Origin of the sequence: Bradyrhizobium erythrophlei, assembly GCF_900129505.1 — a bacterium.
GTDB classification, from domain to species: domain Bacteria; phylum Pseudomonadota; class Alphaproteobacteria; order Rhizobiales; family Xanthobacteraceae; genus Bradyrhizobium; species Bradyrhizobium erythrophlei_D.
Genome location: NZ_LT670818.1, coordinates 3,197,308 through 3,224,041 on the forward strand (window position 1 = coordinate 3,197,308; position 26,734 = coordinate 3,224,041).

A 26,734-nucleotide genomic window follows, 5' to 3' on the forward strand; every position below is an offset into this window, starting at 1 on the left:
ATGGCGGTTTACACCGACGTCGCCGCCGACGAGCTTGCGGAATTCCTGAGCCGTTATGATCTCGGCGAACTGTTGTCCTACAAGGGCATCGCCGAGGGCGTCGAGAATTCCAACTTCCTGCTGCATACCTCGGCCGGCTACTTCATCCTGACGCTGTACGAAAAGCGCGTGGCGAAGAACGACCTGCCGTTCTTTCTTGGCTTGATGACGCATCTCGCCTCGCGCGGCCTCAGCTGCCCGCTGCCGGTCAAGAACCGGGGCGGCGAGGCGCTCAGCACGTTGGCCGGCCGGCCGGCGGCGATCATCAGCTTCCTGGAAGGCATCTGGCCGCGCAAGCCCAGCGCCGCGCACTGCGCCGGCGTCGGCCAGGCGCTGGCGCGCATGCATCTGGCGGGCCGCGACTTTCCGATGTCGCGCGCCAACGCGCTGTCGGTGTCGGGCTGGCGGCCGCTGTTCGCACAGTCCTCATCGCGCGCCGACGAATTGCAGCCGGGGTTGGCCGCCTTCATCGAAGCCGAACTCGATCATCTCGAGAGCGGCATCTGGCCGAAGAATTTGGCGCCGGGTGTGATTCACGCGGACCTGTTTCCGGACAACGTGTTCTTCCTCGGCGAGCGGCTGTCCGGCATCATCGACTTCACCTTCGCCTGCAACGACATGCTGGCCTATGACGTCGCGATCTGCCTCAACGCCTGGTGCTTCGAGAGCGATTGCTCGTTCAACGTCACCAAGGCGCGGGCGCTTCTCAACGCCTATGGCCGCGAGCGCAAATTGTCCGAAGCCGAGGAGAACGCACTGCCGCTGCTGGCGCGCGGCGCCGCGCTGCGGTTTCTTTTGACGCGGCTGGTGGATTTCCTCAACGTGCCGCCGGGCGCGCTGGTGCGGCCGAAGGATCCGCTGGAATATGTCCGCAAGCTTCGCTTTCAGCAGGGCGTCGCCAGCATGCGCGATTACGGCGTCGCGGCCTCGGGGCTGGTGGCGTGAGCTCGCTTCCGACCGTCATCATTCATACCGACGGCGCCTGCTCGGGCAATCCCGGGCCCGGCGGCTGGGGCGCGATCCTCAAATTCGGCGAGGTCGAAAAGGAATTGAAGGGTGGCGAGGCCCATACCACCAACAACCGCATGGAGTTGATGGCGGCGATCTCCGCGCTGGAGGCGCTGAAAAAACCCTGCACCGTCGATCTCTACACCGACAGCCAGTATGTCCGTCAGGGCATCACCGGCTGGATCCATGGCTGGAAGAAGAACGGCTGGCGCACCGCCGACAAGAAGCCGGTCAAGAACGTCGAACTGTGGCAACGCCTCGACGCCGCGCTGAAGTCGCACCAGGTGCGCTGGCACTGGGTCAAGGGTCATGCCGGTCACGACGAAAACGAGCGCGCCGATCAGCTCGCGCGCGACGGCGTCGCGATGGCCAGGCTGAAGGGTTAGGCGACGTGGCGGGTTTCGCTGCTCGACCACCCACCACTGTCGTCACCCGCGAAAGCGGGTGACCCAGTATTCCAGAGGCGTTCGTAATAGAACTGCAAGGCCGCGGCGTACTGGATCGCCCGGTCAAGCCGGGCGACGACAGTTGTGGTTGTCAGTCGTGATTGTCGCCGCAGTTTGCGATCAATTTCAAAGCTGCGCCAGCAGCGTATCGCCGCCGGAGACCTCGACCTTGCCGGGGGCCGGCTCGAGGTTGAGCTTCCTGACCACGCCGTCATCCACCAGCATCGAGTAGCGGTGGGAGCGGATGCCCAGCCCATTGCCAGAGGCGTCGAGTTCCATGCCGATCGCCTTGGTGAAGTCGGCGTTGCCGTCGGCGAGGAAGGTGGCTTCGTCGCGCTGGTCGGTATCGCGCTTCCACGCGTTCATGACGAAGGCGTCGTTGACCGAGACGATCGCGATCGTGTTCACGCCCTTGTCCTTGATGGCATAGGCGTTGAGGAAGATGCTCGGCAGATGCATCTTGTGGCAGGTGCCGGTGTAGGCACCGGGCACCGCGAACAGCGCGACCTTCTTGCCCTTGAAGATGTCGTCGGTTGTCTTGACCTGCGGACCTTCCGCCGTCATCACGCGAAATTTTGCATCCGGCAGCTTGTCGCCAACTTTGATGGTCATCGTCAATTCTCCCTAAATGGTGCGGATGTTTCTTAAAGCATTTTCCGGCGGGAAGGAAACCACTTCACCAGGGTGTGATGGTGGCGCTGGATTGGGCAGCCGTTGCTGCGAGCCTTCGGGCCGCATTCGCGCGACCCGTTGACTCCTCCACAATGACGGCGGTGGTTCAGGCCGCCACCGCCTTCTTTTCGTCGCGCAGCTCGCGGCGCAGGATTTTTCCGACATTGGTCTTGGGTAATTCGGTCCTGAACTCGATTTGCTTGGGAATCTTGTAGTTGGTCAGTTGCTCGTGACAGAATTTGATGATGTCCTCGGCGGTGAGGTTCGGATCCTTCTTCACGATGAATGCCTTGACGGCCTCGCCGGTGCGCTCGTCCTTAACCCCGATCACGGCGCATTCCAGCACGCCGGGATGGCTGGCGATCACTTCCTCGACCTCGTTGGGATAGACGTTGAAGCCCGAAACCAGGATCATGTCCTTCTTGCGGTCGACGATCTTGGTGTAGCCGTCCGGCGTCATGATGCCGATATCGCCGGTGCGGAAATAGCCGTCGGCGGTCATCACCTTGGCCGTTTCCTCCGGCCGGTTCCAGTAACCGGCCATCACCTGCGGGCCCTTGGCGCAGATTTCGCCGGGCTGGCCGAGCGGCACTTCGTTGCCGTCGTCGTCGCGGATCGAGATATAGGTCGAGGGCACGGGAACGCCGATCGAGCCGTTGAACTCGGAGGCGGTCGCGGTGTTGCAGGTCAGCGTCGGCGAGGTTTCAGACAGGCCGTAGCCTTCCGCAATGCTGCAGCCGGTCAGCTTCTTCCACTGCTCGGCCACCGGGCGCTGCACCGCCATGCCGCCGCCGTTGGAAATCTTCAGCCTGGAGAAATCGATCTTGCCGAAATCGGGATGATGCAACAGCCCGTTGTAGAGCGTGTTGACGGCGGGGAAGCTGTTGACCTGGTATTTCATCAGTTCCTTGATGAAGCCGGCCATGTCGCGCGGGTTGGGAATCAGAAGATTGACGCCGCCGGCCCGCACCGCCAGCAGGAAGCAGGCCGTCAGCGCGAAGATGTGATAGAGCGGCAGCGCGCAGACGATGAAGATCTGGTCGACATGCGGCGGCGCCGTCAGCGCGGGCTGCAGCCAGGCATCGTTCTGCAGCACGTTGGCGAGAATGTTGCGGTGAAGCAGCGTCGCGCCCTTGGAGACGCCGGTGGTGCCGCCGGTATATTGCAGGAAGGCGACGTCGTCGGGCCCGATCTTCGGTTTGCTGAACTTCAAGCCGCGGCCGGCCGCCACCGCGTCGTTGAACAGCACCGCGCCCGGAAGCGAAAATGGCGGCACCATCTTCTTCACGCGCCGCACCACCAGATTGACGATCATGCCCTTGAGGCCGAGCATGTCGCCCATGCTGCCGATGATGACATGCTTGACCGCGGTCCTCGCGATCACCTGCTGCACGGTGTGCGCGAAGTTTTCCAGGACGATGATCGCCTCGGCGCCGGAATCCTTGAGTTGGTGCTCGAGTTCGCGCGGGGTGTAAAGCGGGTTGACGTTCACCACGGCATAGCCGGCGCGCAGCACAGCGGTGGTCGCCACCGGGTACTGCAGCACGTTCGGCATCATCAGCGCGACGCGGGCGCCCTTCTGCAGGCCCTTGCCCTGCAAATAGGCCGCGAGCGCCAGCGACATCTCGTCGAGGTCGCGATAGGTGATCGACTTGTCCATGCAGAAGAAGGATTTGCGGTCCGAGAACTTGGCAAAGCTCTCTTCCAGCAATTCGACCAGCGACGGGTACAGGGTGGCGTCGATATCGGCGGGCACGCCGGCCGGATATTGCTTGAGCCAGATGCGCTCCATGGTGTTTCCTCTTCCGGTTTGCGGTCCCGTTTTATGGGCCGAGACGCCTTATTTCCGGCAGTATTGAGCAATGCGGCGGCCCATGGCAAGCGCCGCGCGTTATCGCTGCATCGCAGAGTAAAGAGGGTCCGGAAGGGATCGGCTTCTGCCCGGCCGAAACGGCACTTAACTGCGCGGTGTGGCCGCCTTTTGATCCGATGGAGCGGCGTCGCCGGTCGTGCTTTTGGGCTTGGCCGCAGGCTTTGCAACCGCCTTGGGCTTGGCCGGCTTTACCGGGCTGTCGGCCGTGGCCTTCGGGGCGGTATCGGCGGACTTGGTATCGGCAGATTTGGCGTCGGCACGCTTGACGGCAGCCGGTTTGGCCGCGGATTTCGCTTCGGGCTTCCTGTCGGATTTGACGTCCTTTGCCGTTTCCTTGGCGTCGGCCTTAGGCTCGGCGGCGGCATCTGGCTTCTTTGCCGCGATCCGGGTCTTCTTGCCGCGATGCGGCGTGGCCTGCTTGTCGGAATCCGCGGCGACAGCCGCGATCAGGGCGGCGCCGGTCCGGGTCGGGCCGGTGTAGACGACGATCGGCTCGGAGGCCGCGGGCGCGCCCGCCAGCAATTCCGAGGGCTTCAGGATCGGCGGCTGCAGCCCGGCGGCAAAGAAGGTCAGGCTGCTGCTTTCGCCGCCGGTTGCGCTGCCGCCGCTGCTGGCGACCGTGTCGTCCTCGTCGCTGGCGGGCTTGTGCCGCTTGCCGCCGCACATCTCGTCGCGCAGGTTCGGCGGCGAGGCGTCGATCGGCGCCAGATTGTCGACCGTGCCGAGCGCGGGACGCAGCCACGACAGCGTGTTGTTGGCAAAGCCGCGCTCGAGCATCTGCGCGGCGCGCACCGCGCGCATCTGCCCGGAGGAGGCCCCCAGCACCACCGCGATCAGCCGTTTGCCGTTGCGGGTGGCGGACGCCACCAGGTTGTATCCGGACGCGCAGATGAAGCCGGTCTTGAAACCGTCGGCGCCCGGATAGCGTCCGATCAGCTTGTTGAAATTCTGCGTGACCTTGCGGCCGAATCGGATCGAGGGAATGTGGACGAAATATTCGTATTCCGGTAGGTCGCGAATGATCGCGCGGGCCAGAATCGCAAGATCGCGCGCCGAAGTGATCTGGCCGTCCGCGGGCAGGCCGTTCGGATTGACGTAGCTCGTTTGCGTCATGCCGAGCTTTTGCGCGTTCTCGTTCATCAGCGCCGAAAAGCCGTCGATCGAACCGCCGACGCCCTCGGCCAGCACCACGGCCATGTCGTTGGCCGATTTCACCAGCATCATTTTCAGCGCATTGTCGACCGTGACCTGCGTGCCCGGACGGAAACCCATCTTCGAGGGTGACTGGGAAGCCGCGACCGGCGACACCGTCAACAGCGTATCGAGGGTAAGGCGCCCTTCCTTGACCGCTTTCAGCGTCGTGTAGGCCGTCATCAGCTTGGTCACCGATGCGGGATACCAGGGATAGGTGGCGTTCTCGGCCTCCAGCACCTTGCCGGTGTCGGCTTCGATGAGCAAATGGGCTTCGGCGTGGGCGACGCGCGGGGCGGCGACGCCGAGCGCTGCGACGACAACGATCCAGTTCAGCGATGACTTGCGAAGCAGCGGGCGAAGAAAATGCACAATCCGATTCCGGTCCTTTTGAGACCCGCCTTCGCAAAGGAGGTCTGACATGTAACGTTCGGGTTTCAAGCGTGTCCGGCGCCGTCGGCTACGGCGGCTGCAAACCTATACCGGCTTGCCGATTCAGAACAGAGGCTCCCCAATTAAATCGTGGACGAAATAGGCCGAATTTCGGCGATATCTAAATCTTGACGGCGGCGCTCGCGGTGTCGCGCGTCTGCACACCGCCGCGCACTTTTTCCTGAACCATGAATTGCGCCCTGGCGAGTTCCGCGAAATGGCCGCCTTTCGCCACCAGTTCATCGAACGTTCCGCTTTCGATCACGCGCCCGGAATCGAACACGAGGATTCGCGTGGCGTTGCGGATGGTCGAGAGCCGGTGCGCGATCACGAACGTGGTGCGGCCCTTCATCACTTCGTCGAGAGCGGCGTTGACCTTGGCCTCGGTGACCGCATCGAGCGCGCTGGTTGCTTCGTCGAGGATCAGGATCGGCGGATCCTTCAACAGCGCGCGCGCGATCGACAGCCGCTGCCGCTCGCCGCCCGACAACATGCGGCCCCGCTCGCCGGCATTGGTCTCGAATCCCTGCTCGTTGCGCTCGATGAATTCCAGCGCCTGGGCGCGACCAGCCGCGATCCGCATTTCCTCGTCGGTGGCGTCCGGCTTGCCGACGCGCAGATTGTCGGCGATCGTCCGATTGAACAGCAGCGCTTCCTGGAACACCACGCCGATATTCCGCCGCAACGCCGTCAGCGTCAGGCCGCGGACGTCCATGCCGTCGATCCTGATGAAGCCCGACTGCGGATCGAATGCGCGATGCAGCAGCGCGATCGCCGTCGATTTGCCGGCGCCGGTCGGGCCGACCAGTGCGATGGTCTGGCCGGGCAGGGCGGTGAAGGAGAGGTCCTCGACCGCGGGCCGCTTGCCGTCATATGAAAACGACACGTCCTTGAATTCGACCAGGCCAGACAGCCTTCCGGTATCGATCGCGTCGGGCCGGTCGCGCACCGCCGGCACCGCATCCAGCACGTTGAAGAATTCCTGCAGGCGCGGCGCTTCCATGAACACGTTGTTGATGAAGGAGACCACCTGTTCGAGCTTCTGGATCAGCATGGTGGCGAAAGAGACGAACATCACGATCTCGCCGACCGTGGTCAGTCCCTGCGCATGCAGCGCGATGCCGACGGTGAAGATCGCCAGCACCGTGATCGTGGTCGACGCCCGCGTGATGACGGTGACCAGCGCCCACCACGACAGCACCGGCATCTGCACCGCCAGCAGCTTGTCGGCGACGAAGCGCAAGCCCTGCACCTCGGCATCGATGCGCACGAAGCTCTGCACCAGCGCGACATTGCCAAGCGCGTCGGAAGCGCGCGCCGACAAATCGCTGTAATGCGCCTCGACCTCGTTCTGCATGCCGTAGGTCTTGCGCACCACCAGCGTGGTGAGCACGGTGAACACCACGCAGAGCGCGAACAACAGGATCGCCAGCCGCCAGTTGATGTAAAGCGCCAGCGGCAGCAGCACCACCAGCGACATGATGGCGGCGAAATGTTCGCGGAAAAATCCGAGCCACAGCCGCCACAGCGCGTCGGTGCCGTTCAGCATCACCTTCATCAGGCGGCCGGAATGGGTGCCGGTGTGGAAGGTCAGCGGCAGCTGCATGATGTGCTCGAAATAATTCGTCAGCACCGCCTGGCGCTGGCGGTGCGCCAGCCGGTCGGCATGCAGCGCGACCCAGGCGCTGCTCGCGATGGTGAACAGGCCGAACGCCGCCCACGCCCCCAGCAGCGGCCACGCGGACGACGATCCGCTGGGATCGGCGGAGGGCTTGCCGGAGAGGACATCGACGATGTGGCCGAACAACACCGGCTCGGCGAATTGCGCGCCGGCGAGCAGCAGGTTGGCGCCGGCCAGGATCCAGCCCAGCCGCGCCTCTTTGCCGAGCAGTTTGAGGACGCGCGTGTAAAGCCGAAACAGGGACATGCCGTTAGGACTCGAAAGAAAAGAAGCCGCCGGCGGACCAGCGTCGGAAGTTCCATTCTAAGCAGGGATTGTCGGCAAGATACAGGCTAGGGGGCGCGTTTTGCTCAATTGATGAGCCGGCCGTCCGGCGGCGGCAGGAAGCTGTCGTCGAAAATATCCGCCGCGGACGGCCTTTTGCCGAATTTGAAATCCTCGCCGACCTCGGCGATCGAGCGGTCGAGGCGGGCGGGGTCGACCCCGCCGATGCCGTAGCGCCTGACCTCGGCGGTGAGGATGTTGCCGGCAATCAGGGTTTGCAGCCGTTCAAGTTCCAGATCGCGCGATCCGCCATCCATCCGGCTGATCACCTCATCGACCGCGCGCGCGGGCTGCTTGATGGCAAGATGGGTCCCCGCGATCAGGGCGCGCACGAAGCCTTTCACCGCCTCGGGACTCCTGGCCGCAAACGCCGGGTTGACGATGACGGCAAAACCGTAGGCTTCGCAGCCATAATCGGCAAATCGAAGCACCGCGAGGTCGTCGGCGGGGACGCCGCGATCTCTCAGGTTGACCGCCGACAGATATGAGAAGCCGGTCACGGCGTCGACCTGCCCGGCCGACAGCATCGGCTCGCGCACGGCAGCGCCGATCCTGTTCTGCTTCACGTTCGCGACCTTGATCCCGTTCCGCTTCGCCAACGCCGGCCACAGCCGGATCGACAGATCGCCTTCGGCGACGCCGAGGGTCTTGCCCTCGATATCGGACAGCGCGTGGATGCCCCGGCTTTTGCGCGCAACGATGGCATAGGGCGACTGGTTGTACAGCACGAACACCGCCTTGACTTGCGGCGCATCGGATTTACCGCGAAAGCGGATCAGTTCGTTGATGTCGGCCAGCGCGAAATCGGCCGCGCCGGAGGCGACACGCGCGATCGCGTCCGCCGAGCCGCCGGCGATCTCGGTGGCGACCGCGAGTCCCTCCGAACCGAACAGACCACTGGCCGAGGCCAGCAGCACCGGCGCGGCGCCCGCATCGATTGGACGATCGAAGGCAAACCGGATCTGGATCGGTTGCCGGGGTTCGACCTGCGCCCGGACTTGACTGGCACCGGAGCACGCAAGAGCCAGAAGACCCGTCAGCAAAGCCGAAATGCAGTGGAAAGCGATGGTTGGACGCACACGCATTGGACTATTTCGAATTCGGGGCGCCAGCGCATGCGGGTTCTATGACCGCATCATGACGGCTGAGGCGAAAGCTTTCGACCATACTGCCGGATCGAATCTGAACGGCCGATGAGCGCCACGAATCCGCCACCGATCGTTCAGCTGGGTTCGGTTTTGGGAACCTAACATGGGTTCGGCGGTTGGCTACAGGCGGCCTGACGGGCCGGGCCATGATGGAGGAATTCGAGATGTTTGCGCGAAAAGCAGTGTTTTCTTCGTTCGGACGCGCCGCCGTGATGGCGAGCGTCGCGGCGATGGCGCTGACGGTTGTGGCGCCTTCGCTGGCCTGGGCCGGCTCGCCGAGCGGGGCGACTGATATCAGCGCCCGGCACAGGGGCTATGGCGGTGGTGCTGCCGCGGCGGCCGCCTTTGCCGGCATTGTCGGCACCGGCCTGGCGATCGCGGCCACCCAGAACCGCCGCGCCTATTATGACGATTATGATAGCGGCCCGGTCTATTATGGCGGCGGCCCGGTCTACTACGGCGGCGGTCCCGGCTATTACGATCACGGCTATGGCTATGGCCGCAGCCGTTCTGAATTTGGCGGCCAGCCCACCGGCCATTGGTAGCGCGTGTTTTTCCAGCGGCCATCCGCCCGCGCCGGGCTGTTAACCAAATTTGCACCAGCCAATCGATCCGCCGGATGCGCCCCGCGCCGCCGGCGGATTTCTTAATAATGCGCAGTGTCTGTTAACACGCTGGCCACCGGTTTGGATTAGCTTGAGAGAATGAGTGATTCGCTCGAACGGCTCTATCAGGCGGTGCTCGCGGCCAAGGATCTCGATCCGGCAATCTCGCGAACCGCCCGGCTGTTCCAGCGCGGCCCGTCCAAGATGGCCAAAAAACTGGCCGAGGAAGCCATCGAGGTCGTGATCGATGCCGTCAACGGCAATTCCGAAGCGGTAGTCCGCGAGAGCGCCGACCTTCTCTACAATCTCACGGTGCTGTGGGCGTCGGCGGGTGTGCGGCCGGACGACGTCTGGCGCGAAATGGCGCGGCGCGAGCATCTGCTCGGCATCGCCGAGAAGTTGCCGAAATCAAGCATGAAATTGCCCAAGGCTTCGCCCGACCGGATCGCGCGGCGACCAATTGTCGCGCTCGAAGGCCGCAGGCTTCGCAAGCGCCACTGAGATTTGACGCAATTCGGCAAATTCCCGCCATGGACAAATCCGTCCCATGGTGGTTCATCGCGGCATGCTGAGACGGATCTACGACTGGTGCATTGACGCCGCCCACAAGCCTTACGCGCTCTGGATCATGGGCGCGGTGGCGTTCGCGGAAAGCTCGTTCTTTCCGGTACCGCCGGACGTGATGCTGATCCCGATGTCGCTGGCGCGGCCGCAGCGGGCCTGGCTTTACGCCGTGATCTGCACGGCGACGTCGGTGGTCGGCGGCATGCTCGGCTACGCGATCGGCGCGCTGCTCTACGATTCCGTCGGACATTGGCTGATCCAGTTTTACGGTCTTGGCGGCAAGGTCGAAGCCTTCCGCGCCTCCTACGCCGAATGGGGGGCCTGGATCATCATCCTCAAGGGCCTGACGCCGATCCCCTACAAGCTCGTGACCATTACCTCGGGTTTTGCCGGCTACAACATCTGGCTGTTCGTTGTTTGCTCGATCATCGCCCGCGGCGGGCGCTTCTTCGTGGTCGCGATCCTGCTCAACCGTTACGGCGAGTGGATCCGGGTCAGGATCGAGAAGCATCTCGGGCTCTGGGTGGCGCTCGGCGCCGCGATCCTCGTGCTCGGCTTTGTCGTCGCCATTCGAATGGTCTGAATGAAGGCCGTCGCGAAGGGCTTTGCCCCTTTGGTGGCTTCCGGCTACGCTCGATGGCATGACGGCTCGGCCCGACAACCTCATCGCGCAGGCTAGGACACAGGTCGCGACGGCGACGCTGGCGATCGCAAGAGCGACGCTGGCGATCGCAAGAGCGACGCTGGTCATGTCGATATGGCTAATGACCGCCGGCACGGTCTGGCCGCAAGCCACGGCGCCCGCGCTTGGCGTTCGGGAGGAGGCACCGCAGGCCGCGCCTCCGCAAGCGGCACCGGCGCCCCCTGCGCCGGCGCGCGAAGAAAACCCGGGCCTGATCTCCGAAATCGGCAAGCTGTTCGACAAGCTGCCGTCGCTGAAAAGTCCGCAGGAGACCATCGAGGACTTGAATACGCGCGCCAAGGATGCGGCGCAGGGCGCTTCCGACAGCCTGTCACGCCTGGCCAAGCCGGCCTCCATGGTGTCCGGGCGCGTGATCTGTCCGGCGTCGGCAAACGGCCCGCCGGACTGCAAGCTCGGCGCCGACAAGCTCTGCCAGTCCAAAGGCTACCAGGAGGGCAAGAGCCTCAACACCGATTCCGCCGAAACCTGTTCGGCCAGAGTGCTGATCCCGGGCCGGGCCCGGAAACCGGGCGACTGCCGGACAGACAATTACGTCACCAATGCGCTGTGCCAGTAATGGCCCGCCGGGCAACGGCGCGTGTCTGTCGTTCGTTTCAACCGTAACTTTCAGCGGCCTCCTGGCGCGGTTGCCTTGTTGGTATGATGTCTGGCATCCTTAGCGTGATGGCGCAATACGCCCCGCCTCCGCCCGGATAGACAATCCCGGAAACACCAAAAAAGGATTTTACCGAATGTCCATGCCTGCCTTGTTCAAGGGCCGTCTGTCGATTCCCGTGATCGGTGCGCCGCTGTTCATCATTTCCGTACCTGATCTGGTGATCGCGCAGTGCAAGGCGGGCGTTGTCGGATCGTTTCCGGCGCTGAACGCGCGCCCCGCGGCGCTGCTCGACGAGTGGCTGGTGCGGATCAAGGAAGAACTCGCGGCCCACGACAAGGCGCATCCCGAGCGGCCGTCGGCGCCGTTCGCCGTCAATCAGATCGTGCATCGCTCGAACAACCGGCTCGATCAGGATCTCGCGCTCTGCGAGAAGCACAAGGTGCCGATGATCATCACGTCGCTGGGCGCGCGCGAAGAACTCAATCAGGCCGCGCATCGCTGGGGCGGCATCGTCTTTCATGACGTGATCAACCAGAAATTCGCCCACAAGGCGGTCGAGAAGGGCGCCGACGGCCTGATCCTGGTCTCGGCCGGCGCCGGCGGCCATGCCGGGACGCTGTCGCCGTTCGCCTTCGTGGCGGAGACCAGGCAATGGTTCGACGGGCCGATCGCGCTGTCGGGCGCCATCGGCAACGGCCGCGCCGTCCGCGCGACGCGGATGCTGGGCGCCGACTTCGCCTATATCGGCTCCGCCTTCATCGCCACCAAAGAGGCCAATGCGGTGGAGGGCTACAAGCAGATGATCACCGCTTCGACGGCGGAAGACATCGTCTATTCCAACCTGTTCACCGGCGTCCACGGCAATTACCTGAAGCCGTCGATCGTGGCGGCGGGCATGGATCCCGACAACCTGCCGCAGTCGGATCCGTCGAAGATGAGTTTCGGCACCGACGCCTCGGGCGCGCGCGCCAAGCCGAAAGCCTGGAAGGAGATCTGGGGCAGCGGCCAGGGCGTCGGCAGCGTCGGCAAGGTCGCGCCGGCCGCCGAACTGATCGCGCGCTTCAAGAAGGAATATGACGAGGCGGTCGATCCGGCGCTGTGAGGCGAGAGCTATCGGGCGGGGGCCTTGCCGGTTCGCGTGAAGAAAACCCGTCGAACAAAAATAGAGAGCCCCGGTTCTGCTTTATCAGAACCGGGGCTTTGGCAACTACACCCAATGCTTGAGGTCTATTCGAGTTCGATCGGCTGGTACTTTCCGGTTTCGTCGAGCGCGGTTCCCCAGATCTTGTGCGAGGCCTGGTGTTCCGAGCGGCCGAAATTGAGGGAAGTCCCGAGGCCGAGGTCGATGTTGCGCATGGCCTCGAGGTTGTCGATCAGCCGCTCGGTGTCGAACTGCGAACCCGCACGCTTCAGGCCCTGGATCAACACATTGGCGGCAACATAGCCCTCGAGCGAGACGTAGTCCGGCGCCTCGCCCGGAAAATATTTGGCAAGCGCGTTCTTGTATTCGAGCACCGCGCTCGAATAACCGGAGACCGCCGGCACCACCTGGGTCACGATGACGCCGGTGGCGAAGCGCGGCCCCAACAGGCCGAGTTCCTCGGCAAGCGAGGTGCTGCCGACGAACGACACGTTGGTGTAGATCATGCCGGGATAGGCGTCGCGCGTCCTCTCGATGAACTTCGCGGCGGCCCGATAGGCGGCCACCATGACCACGGCCTTGATCGGCGGCTTCTGCGTTTTCAGCTGATTGACCGCGTCGTCCACGTCCACGGTGTTTCGCTTGTAGTTGAGCCGGACGATCGCGCCGTCGTTGGCGCCCATCGAACGAAACGCCTTGGCGACGCCTGCGTAGCCCGCATCGCCATAGGCATCCTGCTGCGCGAAGACCGCGATCTGTCGCAGCGGTATCCGGCGAATTTTCACCAGATAGCGCACCACGGAATCGGTTTCCTCGGCATAGCTCGCCCTATAGTTGAAGACGTAACGATCGGGAGGATCGTTGCGCAGGATGTTGGCACCGGTGAAGGCGCCGAAGAACAAGGTTCGCCGATCGAGCGCGTAGGGTACTGCGACCGCCGCGGTGGGCGTTCCGACATTTCCGATGAAACCGAATACCTGGTCCTTCTCGTAGAGCTGCTTCATGGCGTCGAGCGTCCGGGCCGGCTCATAGCCGTCGTCGGCCGCGATCAGCCGGAGCTGCCGGCCGTCGACGCCACCCGCATCGTTGATGCGGTTGAAGGCGGTGTCGATCCCGAGCTTCATCTGGCGGCCGAGCTCCTTGGCCGGTCCCGAGAACGGTCCGGCGATGCCGAACCGGATTTCGCGATCGGTGACGCCGCGCACCGCCGGACCTGTCGGAACCGGTGCGATCGATGTCGCCGCAACCGCGGCGGACGGCCCGATGACGCCCGCCAGCGACGGCCCCGACGAGGCCGGTCCGGCGATCGAGCGTTCGAGATCGGCAAGCTGGCGCTCGGCCAGCCGGCAATCCATCTTTCCGCTGGTCACGGCGTTGCGGCCGTCGGCGACGCTGCGATTGAGCTGCTGGGTGAGGTCGTCACGCTCGGCCTCGTTGGACGAGGCCTCCTTGATGACGGCGGCGAACTTGTCGACGATGGCCTGAATACGAGGCCGCGCAATGTCGGTGCAGGCCAGCGCCGAACCGACGATCGGTCCGACGCGGCCCGCCAGATCGCGAACGACGTCGGTATTGCCACCAGGTGCCGCGCTCGCCGCACTCGCGAGCAGGGCGCCAAACAAAGCGGCCATCCAACGAGGGGTCATCGCAAGCTCCCCACCAAGGTCAGCAAGGACTCTTGATCAGGCATCTTCGTTTCTCCCTCGTTTGATTGTCGCGTATACACTATTGCGTCGTTTCGGTTGAGTTGGGCTTCTGGCGCCATTGCATGAACTGCTGAAGCAGCTGCCCCGACTGCTCGCGCGTCGCGGGCTGGTTGCCCTGGGCCGCCGACGCCAGGATCGGTTGAAATTCGGCGATCGCCGGCTTCGATCCGTCCTCGCGCTGGCCGGGCTGGAACAGCGCGGACTTGATCGATTTCACGATTCCGGAGGAGCCGCCGCTGTCAGGCAGCCGGGACGCCGGCACCATGATGACAAAGAACAGCGCCACGATCGCGGAGACGCCGACGGCGGCAGCAAAGCGGCCGGCGACCGTAATCAGTGCGCTCCCCCGATCCATTTCTTCCGCCAGCCCCGGCGGTTCCTGAATGACCTCGGGATCCAGCGGATGCCATAGCGCGCTGGAAACGGCGTTCTCGAGCTGGCTATCGAGCGCAGAAGCCGGACGGGAGCTCGGGCTCCTGACGGGCTCGGCTGTCTTTTCGTTCGAAGGAGCCACTCGTACCTCCGGTCTTTCACGCAACCAGCGCGGAGCATAATAGGTAGGTTCGTTTGGATTCAGGTGGTCTTGCTCGCTCAGGCTACTCATACGCAACTCCTCATGACGCGGTATTGCGGTCACCGGTCGGTGCCGCAATCACTGACCTGTTGACGTTTCTTGTGGTTGGACGACTTGAAGCGGCGAGGAGCGTCGGGTGGAAGTGTACGAAATCCGGCTGTACGAGATTCAAATGCTGACGAGAGAATTTGAATCAAAGATTCCGACGCGAAATCCGCATCGTGCATCGTGTACTTCGGCCTGCGAATAGGATCGCAAGGCCCTACCGTCCCCACCTTTTCCATTGCCCTGTCCCCTGGCAACCATCCGCTCGCGTACGAACGGATGAGATCTCCCCAACCCTCGCCGGCCGGAAAAATAACCAAGTTTTGATGGTACCGCGCCAAGACATTATTAAGCCCGAAACTGGACGGAATTGAGGTTAAGTTTTGTTAACCAATATTTTTGGTTAATCCTGCCACAGACTTGTCACAAGAACTCCTTGGTTGATGCGCCCGCTATTAATCAACTGTTAACCAAGACCGCCGATCCTTAACCATTCGCTAAGCATAGGAAAGGCGACTAGACGACCATGCACGCTGTCAGGCAGCCAACGCCTCAACTGGTTCGTATGCGCGGCCGCTCCTACGTTGCGTTCGTCTTTTGTCCCGTCGTTCCGATTGTGGGCTGGCTCGAGGAAATCGACGCCACGCTGGCGCGCTCGCCCGGCTTCTTTGTCGGCAAGCCGGTCGTGCTCGACCTGTCCGCCGTGGAGCTCAGCCAATCCGCCATCGCGCACCTGCTCGGAAGCCTCGAGCAGCGCCATATCCGCGTCCTCGGCATCGAGGGGGTGGACGCCGATCGCCTCACCGCCGGCATGCCGCCGCTCTTGACCGGTGGGCGCCCGACCGTGCTGATCCAGAATGAACCGAAAAAGGTCGAAGCCAAACCCGAAGCCAAGCCGAAACCGAATTCCCTGCTGCTCGAAAGCCCGGTGCGCTCCGGCCAGTCGATCATATTCGCCGAAGGCGACGTCACGGTGCTCGGTTCGGTCGGTTCCGGCGCGGAGATCGTCGCCGGCGGCTCCATCCATATCTACGGCACGCTGCGTGGCCGCGCGATGGCTGGCGTCAACGGCAATTCGGCCGCGCGGATTTACTGCCAGAAGATCGAGGCCGAGCTCCTGGCCATCGACGGCTACTACCAGACCGCTGAAGACATCGACGCCAGTTTGCGCAATCGGCCGGCACAAGCCTGGCTCGACGGCGACATCATGAGAATCACACCACTGAATTAATCGGCAAGGAGGCAATAATGGCCAAAGTCTTGGTCGTAACGTCCGGCAAGGGTGGCGTCGGAAAGACCACTTCCACGGCAGCGCTCGGCGCGGCGCTCGCGCAGATGGGAGGCAGGGTGGTGGTCGTCGATTTCGACGTCGGCCTGCGCAACCTCGACCTCGTCATGGGGGCGGAACGCCGGGTCGTGTTCGACCTCATCAACGTCGTGCAGGGCGTTGCCAAGCTCTCGCAGGCGCTGATTCGCGACAAGCGTCTGGAGAATTTGTGGTTGCTGCCGGCATCGCAGACCCGCGACAAGGATGCGCTGACGGAAGAGGGTGTCGGCAGGATCATCGCCGACCTGCGGACCAAGTTCGACTGGATTCTCTGCGACAGCCCGGCCGGCATCGAGCGCGGCGCGACGCTCGCCATGCGCTATGCCGACGAAGCCGTCGTCGTCACCAATCCCGAGGTCTCCTCGGTGCGCGATTCCGATCGCATCATCGGCATGCTCGATTCCAAGACCGTCAAGGCCGAGAAGGGCGAGCGGGTGGAGAAGCACGTGCTGATTACCCGCTACGATTCGGGCCGCGCCTCCCGCGGGGAGATGCTCGGCATCGACGACATTCTGGAAATCCTCGCGACCCCGCTGCTCGGCATCATCCCCGAGAGCCAGGACGTGCTGCTGGCCTCCAATGTCGGCTCTCCGGTGACCCTCAACAATGCCGCCAGCGCACCGGCTCGCGCCTATGTCGACGCCGCGCGTCGGCTGATGGGCGAAACCGTTCCCATGGTGGTGCCCGTCGAACGCAAGGGCCTGATGAACCGGTTGCTGGGACGGAGGGCCGCATGAAGGGTCTGCTGCGGCTTTTCAACGGCCGTGCTGCTTCCGCGCCTGTCGCCCGGGAACGGCTGCAGATTCTGCTGGCGCATGAACGCGGCTTGCGCGGGCAGCCCGACCTGTTGGGCGTGCTCCGGGCCGAGATCCTCGCCGCGGTCTCGCGGCACATCACGCTCGATCCGGACAAGGTCATCGTCAAGATGGACCGCGGCCCGCACGTATCGACGCTCGAGGTCGATATCGAAGTGCCCAACGGATTCGAACGATCGCTCGCCGCCGCCGGCTGACAACCGGACAGAACGGGCTCGACGCCCGCTGCTGTGGTCCGGGACCTAAGGGAGCACTGCTTGCGCGCCGCGCCGCATCCCCTGTAGCGCGCTGGCGGCGAAAAGCGGATCGGATTTCATGCAAGCCATTTATCGCGTCGACGGCAATCGTGTCGTCACGAGCCCCCATGCCGCCGGCCCATGGGACGGCAGTATGCAGCACGGCTCGGCACCGGCGGCTTTGGTCACCTGGGCCGCCGTGCAAAGCCTCGTCATCGAGAAGCGCTAGCGGCGCGAAAACACAGCGTCGCCGCGCGACAATTTTTTCGCTAGTATTCGATTGAGCTTCGACCGGGGTTGATCATGAGCCCAAAGTCACCCGCGCTTCCCCTGACCGGCGGCTGCTCGTGCGGCGCGATCCGCTACGAGATCGCATCGTTTCCGCTGCTGCTCTACACCTGCAATTGCACCAATTGCCAGCGGACGTCCGGCAGCGCGTTCGCGCTGAACATGCCGGTGGTCGCAAAGGATTTTCATATTCTGCAAGGCAGCCCGAAGGGATGGCGTCGTCTGTCCCCGAGTGGCGCGGACGTCACCTCATGGTTCTGCGGCGATTGTGGCGGTCGAATCTACGGCGAACGCGTGGGGCGTCCGCAATCGATCAACATCCGGGCCGGAACGCTTGACGATACCACCTGGCTGGTTCCGGTCGCGCATATGTTCATGAAGAGCGCGCAGCCATGGGTCTTGCCCGCCGCCAATGCCGAATGCCACGAGATCGGCCCGGGTGATTTCCGGCCGCTGGCCGCGGTGTGGCGCTCGATGTGGCCAGACTTTTTTCCGCCAAAATAGTTCCATTTGCGAGGAACCGGCTGGTCCCGATGGCGTTTGACCCCCGTCGAGGGGTCGCATGAATTCGGTCGAACCAATCGCCACCAAGGCGAAATCTAAGGCGAAATCCGGAATTTGGGGGCTCGACAATATTTTGTCGGGCGGGTTTTCGCGTGGCCACGTCTTCCTGGTGGAAGGCGCGCCGGGAACCGGCAAGACCACCGTGGCGCTGCAGTTCCTGATGGAGGGCGCCAGGGCCGGCGAAAAATGTCTCTACATCACTTTGTCGGAGACGGAGCGCGAGCTGCGTGACGGCGCGGCTTCCCATGGCTGGTCGCTGGACGACCGCATCGAGGTGCTCGAACTGCTGCCGCCGGAGAGCCTCCTGGATTCGGAGCAGCAGCAGAGCCTGCTTTATTCCTCGGACCTCGAACTCGGCGAAACCACCAAGCAGATCTTCGAGGCCGTCGACCGCGCGAGGCCCGACCGCGTGGTGCTCGACAGCCTTTCCGAAATTCGCCTGCTGGCGCAAAACTCGCTGCGCTACCGGCGGCAGATTCTCGCGATCAAGCACTACTTCGCCAAGTTCAACACCACCGTGATGCTGCTGGACGACCTGACCGCCGATGTCGCCGACAAGACCGTGCACAGCGTCGCCCACGGCGTGCTGCGGCTGGAGGAACTGGCGCCGGCCTACGGCGCGGAGCGGCGGCGGGCGCGGGTCATCAAATATCGCGGCGTGAAGTTTCGCGGCGGCCATCACGATGTCACCATCACCACCGGCGGGCTGAACGTGTTTCCGCGGCTGGTGGCCTCGGAATACCGCACCAATGTTCAACGCCGTACGGTGTCGAGCGGCATCGCCGAGCTGGACCGGTTGCTGGGCGGCGGCGTCGAGACCGGGTCGAGCACACTCATTCTCGGCCCCGCGGGCACCGGCAAATCGCTGGCCGCGATCGTGTTCGTTGTCGCGGCGGTCAAGCGCGGCGAAAGGGCGGCGCTGTTCGTGTTCGACGAAGAGCTCGGCCTTTTGTTCTCGCGCATGAAGGGCCTCGGCATCGACCTCGAGGCGATGCAGCGCAGCGGCGAGCTCTTCATCGAACAGGTGGACGCCGCGGAACTGACGCCCGGCGAATTCGCCCATCTGGTTCGCAGGCGGGTCGACGAGGACCGCATCAAGACCGTGGTGATCGACAGTATCAACGGCTACCAGGCGGCGATGCCGGAAGAGAATTCGCTGATTCTGCATATGCACGAATTGCTGCAATATCTGAACCGGCGGGGGGCTGCGACCTTCATGACGGTGGCGCAGCACGGCCTGGTCGGCGACATGAAGGCGCCGGTGGACGTGACCTATCTCGCCGACACCGTGGTGCTGCTGCGCTATTTCGAGGCGCTTGGCAGCGTACGGCGCGCGATATCGATCATCAAGAAACGTACGGGAGTCCACGAATCCACCATCCGCGAGTACCGCATCGATAATCGCGGCCTCACCATCGGCGAGCCGCTGGACGGCTTCCAGGGAGTCCTGCGTGGCGTTCCCGTCTATGTCGGCGAGGGCCAGCCGCTGCTGCAGGAGCGAAGTGCGTGAGTCCGGGCGCATCGTCCGAGCGTGCCGTCATCCTGGCGCCGACAGGACGGGACGCCTCGGTGGCTGCGGCGCTGATCAGGGAAGCCGGCTACTACGCCGATATCTGCACCGATCTCGCGGGCCTGATGCATGAGGTCGAGGGCGGCGCCGGGCTCGCCGTGATCGCCGATGAGGCGATCAAGACCGCGGATCTGCGCGGCCTGACGCGCTGGCTGAACGACCAGCCGTCCTGGTCGGATTTGCCGATCGTGCTGTTGACGCATCAGGGCGGCGGCCCCGAGCGCAATCCCGACGCGATGCGGCTCGGACAGGTGCTCGGCAACGTCACCTTCATCGAGCGTCCGTTCCATCCGACCACGCTGGTCAGCATCGTCGGCTCCGCGGTGAGGGGCCGGCGCCGCCAGTACCAGACCCGGGCGATCCTTCAGGATCTTACCGAAAGCGAAAGCCTGCTGCAGACGGCGCTGAACGCCGGCCGCCTCGGCGCGCTGGAGCTGCATCTGCCGGAGCTCGAGCTCGAGGCCTCCGATACCTGCAAGCGGTTTTTCGGTCGCGCGCCGGACGAAGCCTTCTCATACCCGGATCTGCAGGCCGCGGTTCATCCCGACGACCGCGCGCGCCGCGGCGAGGTGCTGGAGCGCACTATCAGAACCGGCGGGGATTACAGCATCGAATACCGCAATATCTGGCCCGACGGCTCGCAGCACTGGGTCGACGTGCGCGCCCGCGCGGTGCGCCGGCCGGACGGCAGCATCAAATCGCTGGTCGGCGTGTCCTCCGACATCACCGCGCGCAAGGTTGCCGAAATCGAGCGCGAGACCCTGCTGGCGCAGCTGGCGGCGGAGCGCACGGCGCTGGCGAATCTGACGGCGACGCTGGAACAGCGCGTCGAGCAGCGCACCGCCGACCTGATGAAGGAAGTCGCCGCGCGCGAAAAGGCCCAGGAGCAGTTGCGGCAGGCGCAGAAGATGGAGACGATCGGCCAGCTCACCGGCGGCGTCGCGCATGATTTCAACAATCTGTTGATGGCGGTAATGGGCAATCTCGACCTGTTGCGCAGGCGCATCCCCGACGATCCGCGGCTGCACCGCCTGATCGACGGTGCGCTGCAGGGCGCCGAGCGCGGCGCGTCGCTGACGCAGCGCCTGCTGGCGTTTGCGCGGCGGCAGGATTTGCGCGCGGTACCGGTCGACCTGCGCGGCCTGATCGAGGGCATGATCGATCTGTTGGAACGTTCGCTGGGACCGCGTGTCGCGCTGCGGCTCGACCTGCCGGAAGGCTTGCCGCCGGCGCGCGTCGACGCCAACCAGCTCGAGCTCGCCATTCTCAACCTCGCGATCAACGCGCGCGACGCCATGCCGGACGGCGGCTCGATCGAGGTCCGGGTCTGCGAATGCCAGGCCAGCAGCGATCCGGCGCTGCAGCCCGGCCGCTATTTGAAACTGTCCGTGATCGATACCGGCAAGGGCATGACGCCGGAGATATTGAAGCGTGCGGTCGAACCGTTCTTCTCGTCAAAGCCGCTCGGCAAGGGTACCGGCCTCGGCCTGTCGATGGTGCACGGGCTCGCCGTGCAGCTCGGCGGCGCGCTGCAGCTGTCGAGCGCGGTGGCAAAGGGCACCAGCGCCATGCTGATCCTCCCCGTCGCAACATCAGGCCCCGAGGCCGAAAGCCCGGCGCAGAAATCGCAGAAGGTCAACCGCTCGGCGGTGATCCTGTTCGTCGACGACGATCCGCTGATCGCGTTGTCGACCACGGAAATGCTGGAAGACCTCGGCCACCACGTGATCGGCGCCAATTCCGGCCTGCACGCGCTCGACATCATCAGGAGCGATCAGCCGATCGACCTGATGATGACCGATCACGTGATGCCCGGCATGACCGGCATTGAACTCGCCGCTGCCTCGCGCGCGCTGCGGCCGCAACTGCCGATCCTGCTCGCGACCGGCTACGCCGAACTGCCCGAGGGCGCCCAGCTCGATCTGCCGCGGCTGGCAAAACCCTATCACCAGGACCAGCTGCGCGACCGGCTCGATCAGTTGCTGGGGTGAAGGCCTCCGGCCGCTATCCCATCATCCGGTCGCGGCCAGCCCAGAAACGAATATGCTCAGTTGTCGTCCTCCGCGAAAGCGGGGGACCCAGTACGCCGCGGCCTCTCGGTCTATCGTTGGCGTCTCTGGAATATTGGGGCGCGCCGACAGTTGGAATTCCAGTGCACTCAATGACTTTTGCCTGCCATGCCGTGTGGACCGTATGACGAAGCTAAAGCGGGATGATTAAGTGCAGTCCAGCACTGTCACCCTAATTCTCGCTTTCTGCCCAAAGATGAGGACACACGGCTTGCCGGTGCCAGGTTTTTTCAGCCCGATCATAATCGTGTGGCTCTTAGTCGCCTTGGGCTTGGTCGTGTTCTACGTCGTCATCAGCGAGGCTCTTGAGCGTTCGCCCGGCTGTTTAGTGGCGGTTGCTCATTGTTGGTTCGCCCCTATCCGGCAATCAGCCTTCAGACCATCAGTGCGCCTAAATAAAGATTCCCTGCAGAGAATAGCAATTGACAACTTTGAGGTGCATTCAATAGCATCTGTTCCGGTAGGGGGCTCTCCATGCGTACCGGACTTATTGTCTCTCTGGCACTAGTTGCAACTATGTCACTTGCCGCGTCGGGCGGTCGCTCGTTAGCGGCCGAAAGCGGCCTGACATTTGCAAAGTGTGATTGCAGCGACCCTGACTGTAAATGTTCGCCCAAAACAATCAAAAAATCCAAGGAGAATGCGGAGCGCGCGGCGGCTAAGCGCGCAAAGCAGGAGAAGGCTGCTCCTCAAAAACCAGATTAGTCGTTGGGTCACGTGGGGCACTTCCGTAAGATTTCAACCATCGGGGTGGCCTTTATATTTGGAGTCATTCTCCAATCTTGCGCTGCCGTCGATCAATTCGGCAGCCGCATCGAGGATGCCAATCGAAATTCGCAGCACGCGAACGACCAGGAAACGCTACTCAATATTGTTAGAGCGAAAAATTTCCGACCCCTGACGTTCGTAGCGGTATCGCAAGTCACAGGCTCACAGACTGAAACAGTCACAACTGGGCTGCCGACCATCACATTCGGAAGCGGAATTACGCCTGCGCAGCACATTGGGCAGATAACGAATTCGGTGATGGGCCAAGCCCAGGGGTCGTATCAATCCAACCCATTGGTATCGACCCAGTTTCAAACGGGAATGTTAGCTGCCATACCAGAAGAGACGATCGCTTACCTCATCGCCGCCCATCCGCGGGACCCCGTCCTCTTTTCAACTATTGACGCGTTAATAATCAAAGTTGGCTCGACAGGAAAACTCTATCGGCTTGATAACAATCCAGACGAAGACGAAAAAAATCCAGACAAAAACGATCCGGACAAAGACTGCCCGACATTCGTCGCAGAAAAGGTGGACGTGAATTTCTTCGAGCGGTCAATACCTTGCAGTTACTCAACCTTCCTTCGCGTTACAAATTTCATTTTGGGGTCAGGCCTAACAGCGGAAATCATTTCATCAAACGGCAACAAAGCTACCGGCAACAAGGCCGCGAATAAGGGTCCCGGCGGCACGAAGGGCGCGGCTAGTACTGGAGGCAGCGGGAGCGCCACCAGTAGCGGTGGAGCCGCTGACGGTGCTGGGGGCAGCACGCAGTCGGTTCAAGGCCGGTTCTGCTTCGATCCCACAAAAAGCGCGCGGGGTGTACGCGAACCGCTGTGCTCAGTGTTCAAGCTACTTGAACCGAAGACCTCAAAGAAGGCCAAAGTAATAAAATTCGGCTTCGGCAAAGCAGGCACGGTAGAAGCCCAAATTCTGATAAAATCGCCATTAGGCGTTTATGAGTTGTACGGTGCGGCGTTACGACATCCTTGGCCCCATGACTTCCCCTACGCAGCACAGCTAGGCCAGGAGCTCATAAGGGGCGAACCGTTCGTAAACGTCACAAGCTCACCAGGGGCTTGCTTTGTGGACGTGACCTATCAGGGTCAATACTATTGCGTACCCGCGAACTCGCAAAACACGCCCGTGATATTTGACATTGTAGAACAATTGAAAAACCTAAGTACAACGCCGACCGACCTGAACGCGCCTTTCGCGGTCCGGTTTGTTGGGAACTGAGCGGAATACAGTCCCTCAGTGGTCCCCGTGGGCGTTTGAAAGCAGAAGTTTCCATGCCCCAAGATGTCGCGGACGCCGTGCTCGACAAGGTAAAGCAGTTCACCATCGGCTTCGCCAGAGCCGGGGACACGCCAGCAGCGAAGGGTAGCGGCGTCCTGATCAAGCACGGCGAATTGCTTGGGATATTGACCTGCGCGCATGTCGATCAGTACCTCCGGGTATTGAAACAGCCGGTCGGGCTCGTGCGGCTCAATCGCGGACTCGCGCAGCAGTTCGGAACGCTTGATATGGAGGAGGTCTTCAGCTACGCGGCAGGCGAAGAGCCTTGGGACAAGGGCGACGACGACATTTCCTTCATTCACCTGCCGCCGGACCTCGTTGGAAATATTGCAAAGGATTGCGTTTTCCTAGACGCCGAGAGGAACTTCACGAAGCCCGAGCCTGAGGATCGCTCGACACTGATCCCGGCGTTCTCCGTCTTTGGCCTCGTCGAGGAGTTTACCGGCGCAACGACGCGGCAAGGCGGCATGGCAACGACGGCGCTAAAGGGCGTGCTGACGTCCGGCGCCCCGCGAGACTTCGGGGCTTTGAACATCACGCTGGAGTGCTTCGAGCAAAATATTCCCGATCTCCCTGACAGCTTCGGCGGCACGAGCGGCGGCGGTCTTTGGCGCGTCTACGTGCGCAAGGGTGAAGACGGTAGCTTCGAAGCCGTGCACCACCGGCTAATCGGCGTCGCTTCGCGCGAAGAAAAAAGCTGGCCGCCTCGCATCATCTGTCAGGGAATGGGCCGGGTAGAGGCGCTGCTTGAGGGCGTTGGTCGCGGCGATGTCTAGACTCTGCTTCTCGCAACGATGACGGCGTGCCCGCGAGTGGAGTCGACGGATGTTGTCACGCGTGGTCCCTCACCTGCCGAAACATCTCCTTGACGTCTGACAGCGGAAGCTTCTTTGCGCCAAGTTTACCGGTAGATCGCTCAACTTACTTTGAAACCAGGCGAGGTACCTGCACGCGCGAGGCGGTGGAGCAACCATCCACCAAGACGGGAGCACGACAACGAAGTTGTTCCAGCCCAGACTGGGAAATTGCCGTTCCGCGCTAAACTCAAAATAAACCACGGAATTACGGTGAGAGTGCATTTAATTGACTTTTCGGGGAACGGCTGGCCGGAAAAAATGCCAACTGCTTCGCTTGGCGCGCAAGCGAAATCCTGCAGCCGGGCCGCGACAAAACAACCCGCCGGGCAAATCACCCAAAACCCTGTCCACCCCCTCGCGCAAAAATATTCCGCTTAACGTGTCGGGCAAATCAGTGATTTACCTTCGCGCGTCTCACCCGATGAGAGGGGCGGCTCGCGATCGTCACGAACGCGCGGTGGGATGCGGTGGACGTGAGGCCTGCGAACGACGAGCGCAGGCGGCGCGGACGGCGAAGCCGTGTGGTCCTGGCGCCCCGACGCTGGGTCAAGTTCGCGAGAAGCAAAACTTTTCGCGGGCGACGGTGGCAAGAAAGCCCGGTCACCGGGGAGAGCGCGGAGTAAGCCGTAACCCATCGCGCAGGGAAAGCCGGATTGCCTCCGCTGAACCTGTATGCTCGTGTGCGTTTTCTGTTTTCCTTTGCACACGAGACCGCGGGTGCAGCGCGCATCCGGCTTTCCCTGCGCCCTCTCGGTGTTTTGCGAGGGCGGCGACCCTCGCAAAACCCGGGCGCATCGCGCCGCGGCAATGCGAAGGCATGTCCTCACGCTTTTTGGAAGTTGAATCGGAAGCCAAATGAATCGGAAATCAAACCCTCTGCCAAACCCCGTCATTGCCTGCGACAAACGTGAAGCGTTTGCGCAAGGGAGCGTTTGCGACGAAGCAATCCATTCTTTCTTTCCGCTGCCCGATGGATTGCTTCGCGGAGCCTGTCATCGGGCGCGCATTCGCGCGACCCGTTGGCTCGCAATGACGGCCGAGGGACCGTCGCTCATCGCGCTTGGCCGTCGCTCGCAATGACGGCTGATGGTTTTTCGGGTCTTCTCGCGCGGCCTTCGGTCGTGTCACTATTGCGGAAACAACGGATGTGAAGGCGAGGAACGACAAACATCATGACACCGGAACGCACGGCGTTGACTTTCCCCGATCCGCTCGCCCGCTTTCGCGACCGCCTCAGCCTGCCGTTGATCGCGGCGCCGATGTTTTTGGTGTCGGGCGTCGATCTCGTGGCGGCGGCGTGCCGCAACGGCGTGATCGGCGCGTTTCCGACGGTGAATTGCCGCAGCGCCGAACAGCTCGACGGTTGGCTCGGCGAGATCGAAGCACGATTGCAGCGGCATTCGGAAAACAGTGAAAAACCTGCCGCGCCCATTTGCCCGAACCTGATCGTGCACCGCTCCAACGCGCGGCTCGAGGCGGATCTGCAGGTGCTGTTGCGGCACAAGCCCGAGATCGTCATCACCTCGGTCGGCTCGCCGTCGCCCGTGCTGGTGCCGCTGCACGATGCGGGCGCGCTGGTGTTCGCGGACGTCGCCAGCATCCGCCATGCCGAGCGCGCGGTCGTGGCCGGCGCCGATGGATTGGTGCTGCTGACGGCCGGCGCCGGCGGGCAGACCGGCTGGCTCAATCCGTTTGTGTTCGTCCGTGCCGTGCGTGCGTTCTTCGAGGGGCCGGTAGTGCTGGCGGGCGGCATCAGTGACGGCCACGCGCTGTGGGCGGCGCAAGCGCTGGGCTGCGATCTCGCTTATATGGGCACCAAATTCATCGCGACCGCCGAGAGCATGGCGGATCCGCGATACAAGGAGATGCTGGTCGCAAGCAGCGCCGACGACATCCTGCTGACCACGGCCTTCACCGGCTTGCAGACCAACATGCTGCGGCCCTCGATTGCGGCCGCCGGCCTCGATCCGGAAGACCTGCCGCCGCGCGGCGCCATCGACATCGGCAAGGACATCGATATCGGCGCCCGCGAGAACCGCCCGGCGCGCTGGCGCGACATCTGGAGCGCGGGGCATTCGACCTCAGGCGTCACCGGCGTGCTGCCGGCCGACGAGCTGGTCGCGCGCACCCTCGCCGAATACCGCGCCGCGAGGGCCGGCCAGAGCGCTTTCCATTTCTAATGCTTCATCCT

At 63.1% G+C, this 26,734-nt stretch carries 23 protein-coding genes and 1 pseudogene; 17 read left to right on the plus strand and 7 right to left on the minus strand.

What is annotated here, in order from left to right:
- Both B5525_RS14850 and rnhA read left to right on the plus strand, forming a co-directional pair.
- Positions 1-984: a homoserine kinase gene (locus tag B5525_RS14850; protein WP_079566667.1), complete on the plus strand. Its 984-nt coding sequence runs from the start codon at positions 1-3 to the stop codon at positions 982-984.
- Positions 981-1,433: a ribonuclease HI gene (gene rnhA, locus B5525_RS14855; protein WP_079566668.1), complete on the plus strand. Its 453-nt coding sequence runs from the start codon at positions 981-983 to the stop codon at positions 1,431-1,433. The genes B5525_RS14850 and rnhA overlap by 4 nt, the downstream gene beginning before the upstream one ends.
- Before the next feature lie 186 nt (positions 1,434-1,619).
- On the opposite strand, the gene B5525_RS14860 is transcribed toward rnhA, so the two are convergent.
- The 5 genes from B5525_RS14860 to B5525_RS14880 all read right to left on the minus strand — a co-directional run bounded on the left by B5525_RS14860 (position 1,620) and on the right by B5525_RS14880 (position 8,751).
- Positions 1,620-2,105, minus strand: coding sequence for a peroxiredoxin (locus B5525_RS14860; protein ID WP_079566669.1), 486 nt, complete (start codon positions 2,103-2,105; stop codon positions 1,620-1,622).
- A gap of 166 nt (positions 2,106-2,271) precedes the next feature.
- The gene (locus B5525_RS14865) at positions 2,272-3,957 is read right to left on the minus strand and encodes a long-chain fatty acid--CoA ligase (RefSeq protein WP_079566670.1); all 1,686 of its coding nucleotides are present in this window, start codon (positions 3,955-3,957) and stop codon (positions 2,272-2,274) included.
- 165 nt (positions 3,958-4,122) lie between these two features.
- Entirely contained in the window at positions 4,123-5,601 is a 1,479-nt protein-coding gene (locus tag B5525_RS14870) for a serine hydrolase (RefSeq protein WP_079566671.1), read from the minus strand.
- Positions 5,602-5,782: 181 nt separating this feature from the next.
- Positions 5,783-7,588 (minus strand): glucan ABC transporter ATP-binding protein/ permease, encoded by a 1,806-nt coding sequence (locus tag B5525_RS14875; protein ID WP_079566672.1) that lies wholly within the window; start codon positions 7,586-7,588, stop codon positions 5,783-5,785.
- Between the two features lie 104 nt (positions 7,589-7,692).
- Positions 7,693-8,751: an ABC transporter substrate-binding protein gene (locus B5525_RS14880; RefSeq protein ID WP_079566673.1), complete on the minus strand. Its 1,059-nt coding sequence runs from the start codon at positions 8,749-8,751 to the stop codon at positions 7,693-7,695.
- 227 nt (positions 8,752-8,978) lie between these two features.
- Here B5525_RS14880 and B5525_RS14885 point away from each other — a divergent pair, with 227 nt between their 5' ends.
- The 5 genes from B5525_RS14885 to B5525_RS14905 all read left to right on the plus strand — a co-directional run bounded on the left by B5525_RS14885 (position 8,979) and on the right by B5525_RS14905 (position 12,386).
- Positions 8,979-9,359 carry a hypothetical protein gene (locus B5525_RS14885; RefSeq protein WP_079573385.1) on the plus strand — a complete coding sequence of 127 codons (381 nt, stop codon included), beginning with the start codon at positions 8,979-8,981 and terminating at the stop codon, positions 9,357-9,359.
- A 159-nt stretch (positions 9,360-9,518) separates the two neighbouring features.
- Positions 9,519-9,920, plus strand: a complete 402-nt coding sequence (hisE, locus tag B5525_RS14890) for a phosphoribosyl-ATP diphosphatase (RefSeq protein ID WP_079566674.1) — start codon at positions 9,519-9,521, stop codon at positions 9,918-9,920.
- 46 nt (positions 9,921-9,966) lie between these two features.
- Positions 9,967-10,566, plus strand: coding sequence for a YqaA family protein (locus B5525_RS14895; protein ID WP_172899880.1), 600 nt, complete (start codon positions 9,967-9,969; stop codon positions 10,564-10,566).
- Positions 10,567-10,732: 166 nt separating this feature from the next.
- Positions 10,733-11,242, plus strand: coding sequence for a hypothetical protein (locus tag B5525_RS14900; RefSeq protein ID WP_079573389.1), 510 nt, complete (start codon positions 10,733-10,735; stop codon positions 11,240-11,242).
- Between the two features lie 175 nt (positions 11,243-11,417).
- Entirely contained in the window at positions 11,418-12,386 is a 969-nt protein-coding gene (locus tag B5525_RS14905; protein WP_079566675.1) for an NAD(P)H-dependent flavin oxidoreductase, read from the plus strand.
- A gap of 125 nt (positions 12,387-12,511) precedes the next feature.
- On the opposite strand, the gene B5525_RS14910 is transcribed toward B5525_RS14905, so the two are convergent.
- Entirely contained in the window at positions 12,512-14,071 is a 1,560-nt protein-coding gene (locus tag B5525_RS14910) for an ABC transporter substrate-binding protein (RefSeq protein WP_079566676.1), read from the minus strand.
- 79 nt (positions 14,072-14,150) lie between these two features.
- Positions 14,151-14,645 carry a hypothetical protein gene (locus B5525_RS14915; protein WP_079566677.1) on the minus strand — a complete coding sequence of 165 codons (495 nt, stop codon included), beginning with the start codon at positions 14,643-14,645 and terminating at the stop codon, positions 14,151-14,153.
- Between the two features lie 631 nt (positions 14,646-15,276).
- On the opposite strand from B5525_RS14915, the gene minC reads away from it, so the two are divergent.
- From minC to B5525_RS14960, 10 genes and pseudogenes are all read left to right on the plus strand, one after another.
- Positions 15,277-15,981 carry a septum site-determining protein MinC gene (gene minC / locus B5525_RS14920; RefSeq protein WP_079566678.1) on the plus strand — a complete coding sequence of 235 codons (705 nt, stop codon included), beginning with the start codon at positions 15,277-15,279 and terminating at the stop codon, positions 15,979-15,981.
- Between the two features lie 17 nt (positions 15,982-15,998).
- Positions 15,999-16,814 (plus strand): septum site-determining protein MinD, encoded by an 816-nt coding sequence (gene minD / locus B5525_RS14925; RefSeq protein WP_079566679.1) that lies wholly within the window; start codon positions 15,999-16,001, stop codon positions 16,812-16,814.
- Positions 16,811-17,089 carry a cell division topological specificity factor MinE gene (gene minE, locus B5525_RS14930; protein WP_079566680.1) on the plus strand — a complete coding sequence of 93 codons (279 nt, stop codon included), beginning with the start codon at positions 16,811-16,813 and terminating at the stop codon, positions 17,087-17,089. The genes minD and minE overlap by 4 nt, the downstream gene beginning before the upstream one ends.
- A 118-nt stretch (positions 17,090-17,207) precedes the next feature.
- Positions 17,208-17,327, plus strand: a pseudogene (locus B5525_RS43935) (thioesterase family protein); the annotation flags it as partial.
- A 104-nt stretch (positions 17,328-17,431) separates the two neighbouring features.
- Positions 17,432-17,920, plus strand: a complete 489-nt coding sequence (locus B5525_RS14935; RefSeq protein WP_154073230.1) for a GFA family protein — start codon at positions 17,432-17,434, stop codon at positions 17,918-17,920.
- A 58-nt stretch (positions 17,921-17,978) separates the two neighbouring features.
- Positions 17,979-19,490 carry an ATPase domain-containing protein gene (locus tag B5525_RS14940; RefSeq protein ID WP_079566682.1) on the plus strand — a complete coding sequence of 504 codons (1,512 nt, stop codon included), beginning with the start codon at positions 17,979-17,981 and terminating at the stop codon, positions 19,488-19,490.
- Positions 19,487-21,541 (plus strand): hybrid sensor histidine kinase/response regulator, encoded by a 2,055-nt coding sequence (locus B5525_RS14945; protein WP_079566683.1) that lies wholly within the window; start codon positions 19,487-19,489, stop codon positions 21,539-21,541. Before B5525_RS14940 ends, B5525_RS14945 begins: the two co-directional genes overlap by 4 nt.
- 786 nt (positions 21,542-22,327) lie before the next feature.
- On the plus strand, positions 22,328-23,626 hold the full coding sequence (locus tag B5525_RS14950; protein ID WP_154073231.1) for a hypothetical protein: 1,299 nt from the start codon (positions 22,328-22,330) through the stop codon (positions 23,624-23,626).
- Positions 23,627-23,661: 35 nt separating this feature from the next.
- Complete coding sequence (locus B5525_RS14955) at positions 23,662-24,462, plus strand: hypothetical protein (RefSeq protein ID WP_154073232.1); 801 nt, start codon at positions 23,662-23,664, stop codon at positions 24,460-24,462.
- A 1,253-nt stretch (positions 24,463-25,715) separates the two neighbouring features.
- Positions 25,716-26,723: an NAD(P)H-dependent flavin oxidoreductase gene (locus tag B5525_RS14960; protein ID WP_079566686.1), complete on the plus strand. Its 1,008-nt coding sequence runs from the start codon at positions 25,716-25,718 to the stop codon at positions 26,721-26,723.
- Positions 26,724-26,734 lie beyond the last annotated feature (11 nt).

Bases quoted from the DNA above. Each gene is read 5' to 3' on its own strand.
- B5525_RS14910 (WP_079566676.1), bottom strand. From the start codon at position 14,071: ATGACCCCTCGTTGGATGGCCGCTTTGTTTGGCGCCCTGCTCGCGAGT.
- hisE (WP_079566674.1), top strand. From the start codon at position 9,519: ATGAGTGATTCGCTCGAACGGCTCTATCAGGCGGTGCTCGCGGCCAAG.
- minC (WP_079566678.1), top strand. From the start codon at position 15,277: ATGCACGCTGTCAGGCAGCCAACGCCTCAACTGGTTCGTATGCGCGGC.
- B5525_RS14935 (WP_154073230.1), top strand. From the start codon at position 17,432: ATGAGCCCAAAGTCACCCGCGCTTCCCCTGACCGGCGGCTGCTCGTGC.
- minD (WP_079566679.1), top strand. From the start codon at position 15,999: ATGGCCAAAGTCTTGGTCGTAACGTCCGGCAAGGGTGGCGTCGGAAAG.
- B5525_RS14875 (WP_079566672.1), bottom strand. From the start codon at position 7,588: ATGTCCCTGTTTCGGCTTTACACGCGCGTCCTCAAACTGCTCGGCAAA.
- B5525_RS14885 (WP_079573385.1), top strand. From the start codon at position 8,979: ATGTTTGCGCGAAAAGCAGTGTTTTCTTCGTTCGGACGCGCCGCCGTG.
- B5525_RS14895 (WP_172899880.1), top strand. From the start codon at position 9,967: ATGGTGGTTCATCGCGGCATGCTGAGACGGATCTACGACTGGTGCATT.
- B5525_RS14940 (WP_079566682.1), top strand. From the start codon at position 17,979: ATGAATTCGGTCGAACCAATCGCCACCAAGGCGAAATCTAAGGCGAAA.
- B5525_RS14860 (WP_079566669.1), bottom strand. From the start codon at position 2,105: ATGACCATCAAAGTTGGCGACAAGCTGCCGGATGCAAAATTTCGCGTG.
- B5525_RS14960 (WP_079566686.1), top strand. From the start codon at position 25,716: ATGACACCGGAACGCACGGCGTTGACTTTCCCCGATCCGCTCGCCCGC.
- B5525_RS14850 (WP_079566667.1), top strand. From the start codon at position 1: ATGGCGGTTTACACCGACGTCGCCGCCGACGAGCTTGCGGAATTCCTG.
- minE (WP_079566680.1), top strand. From the start codon at position 16,811: ATGAAGGGTCTGCTGCGGCTTTTCAACGGCCGTGCTGCTTCCGCGCCT.
- B5525_RS14905 (WP_079566675.1), top strand. From the start codon at position 11,418: ATGTCCATGCCTGCCTTGTTCAAGGGCCGTCTGTCGATTCCCGTGATC.
- B5525_RS14865 (WP_079566670.1), bottom strand. From the start codon at position 3,957: ATGGAGCGCATCTGGCTCAAGCAATATCCGGCCGGCGTGCCCGCCGAT.
- B5525_RS14900 (WP_079573389.1), top strand. From the start codon at position 10,733: ATGTCGATATGGCTAATGACCGCCGGCACGGTCTGGCCGCAAGCCACG.
- B5525_RS14880 (WP_079566673.1), bottom strand. From the start codon at position 8,751: ATGCGTGTGCGTCCAACCATCGCTTTCCACTGCATTTCGGCTTTGCTG.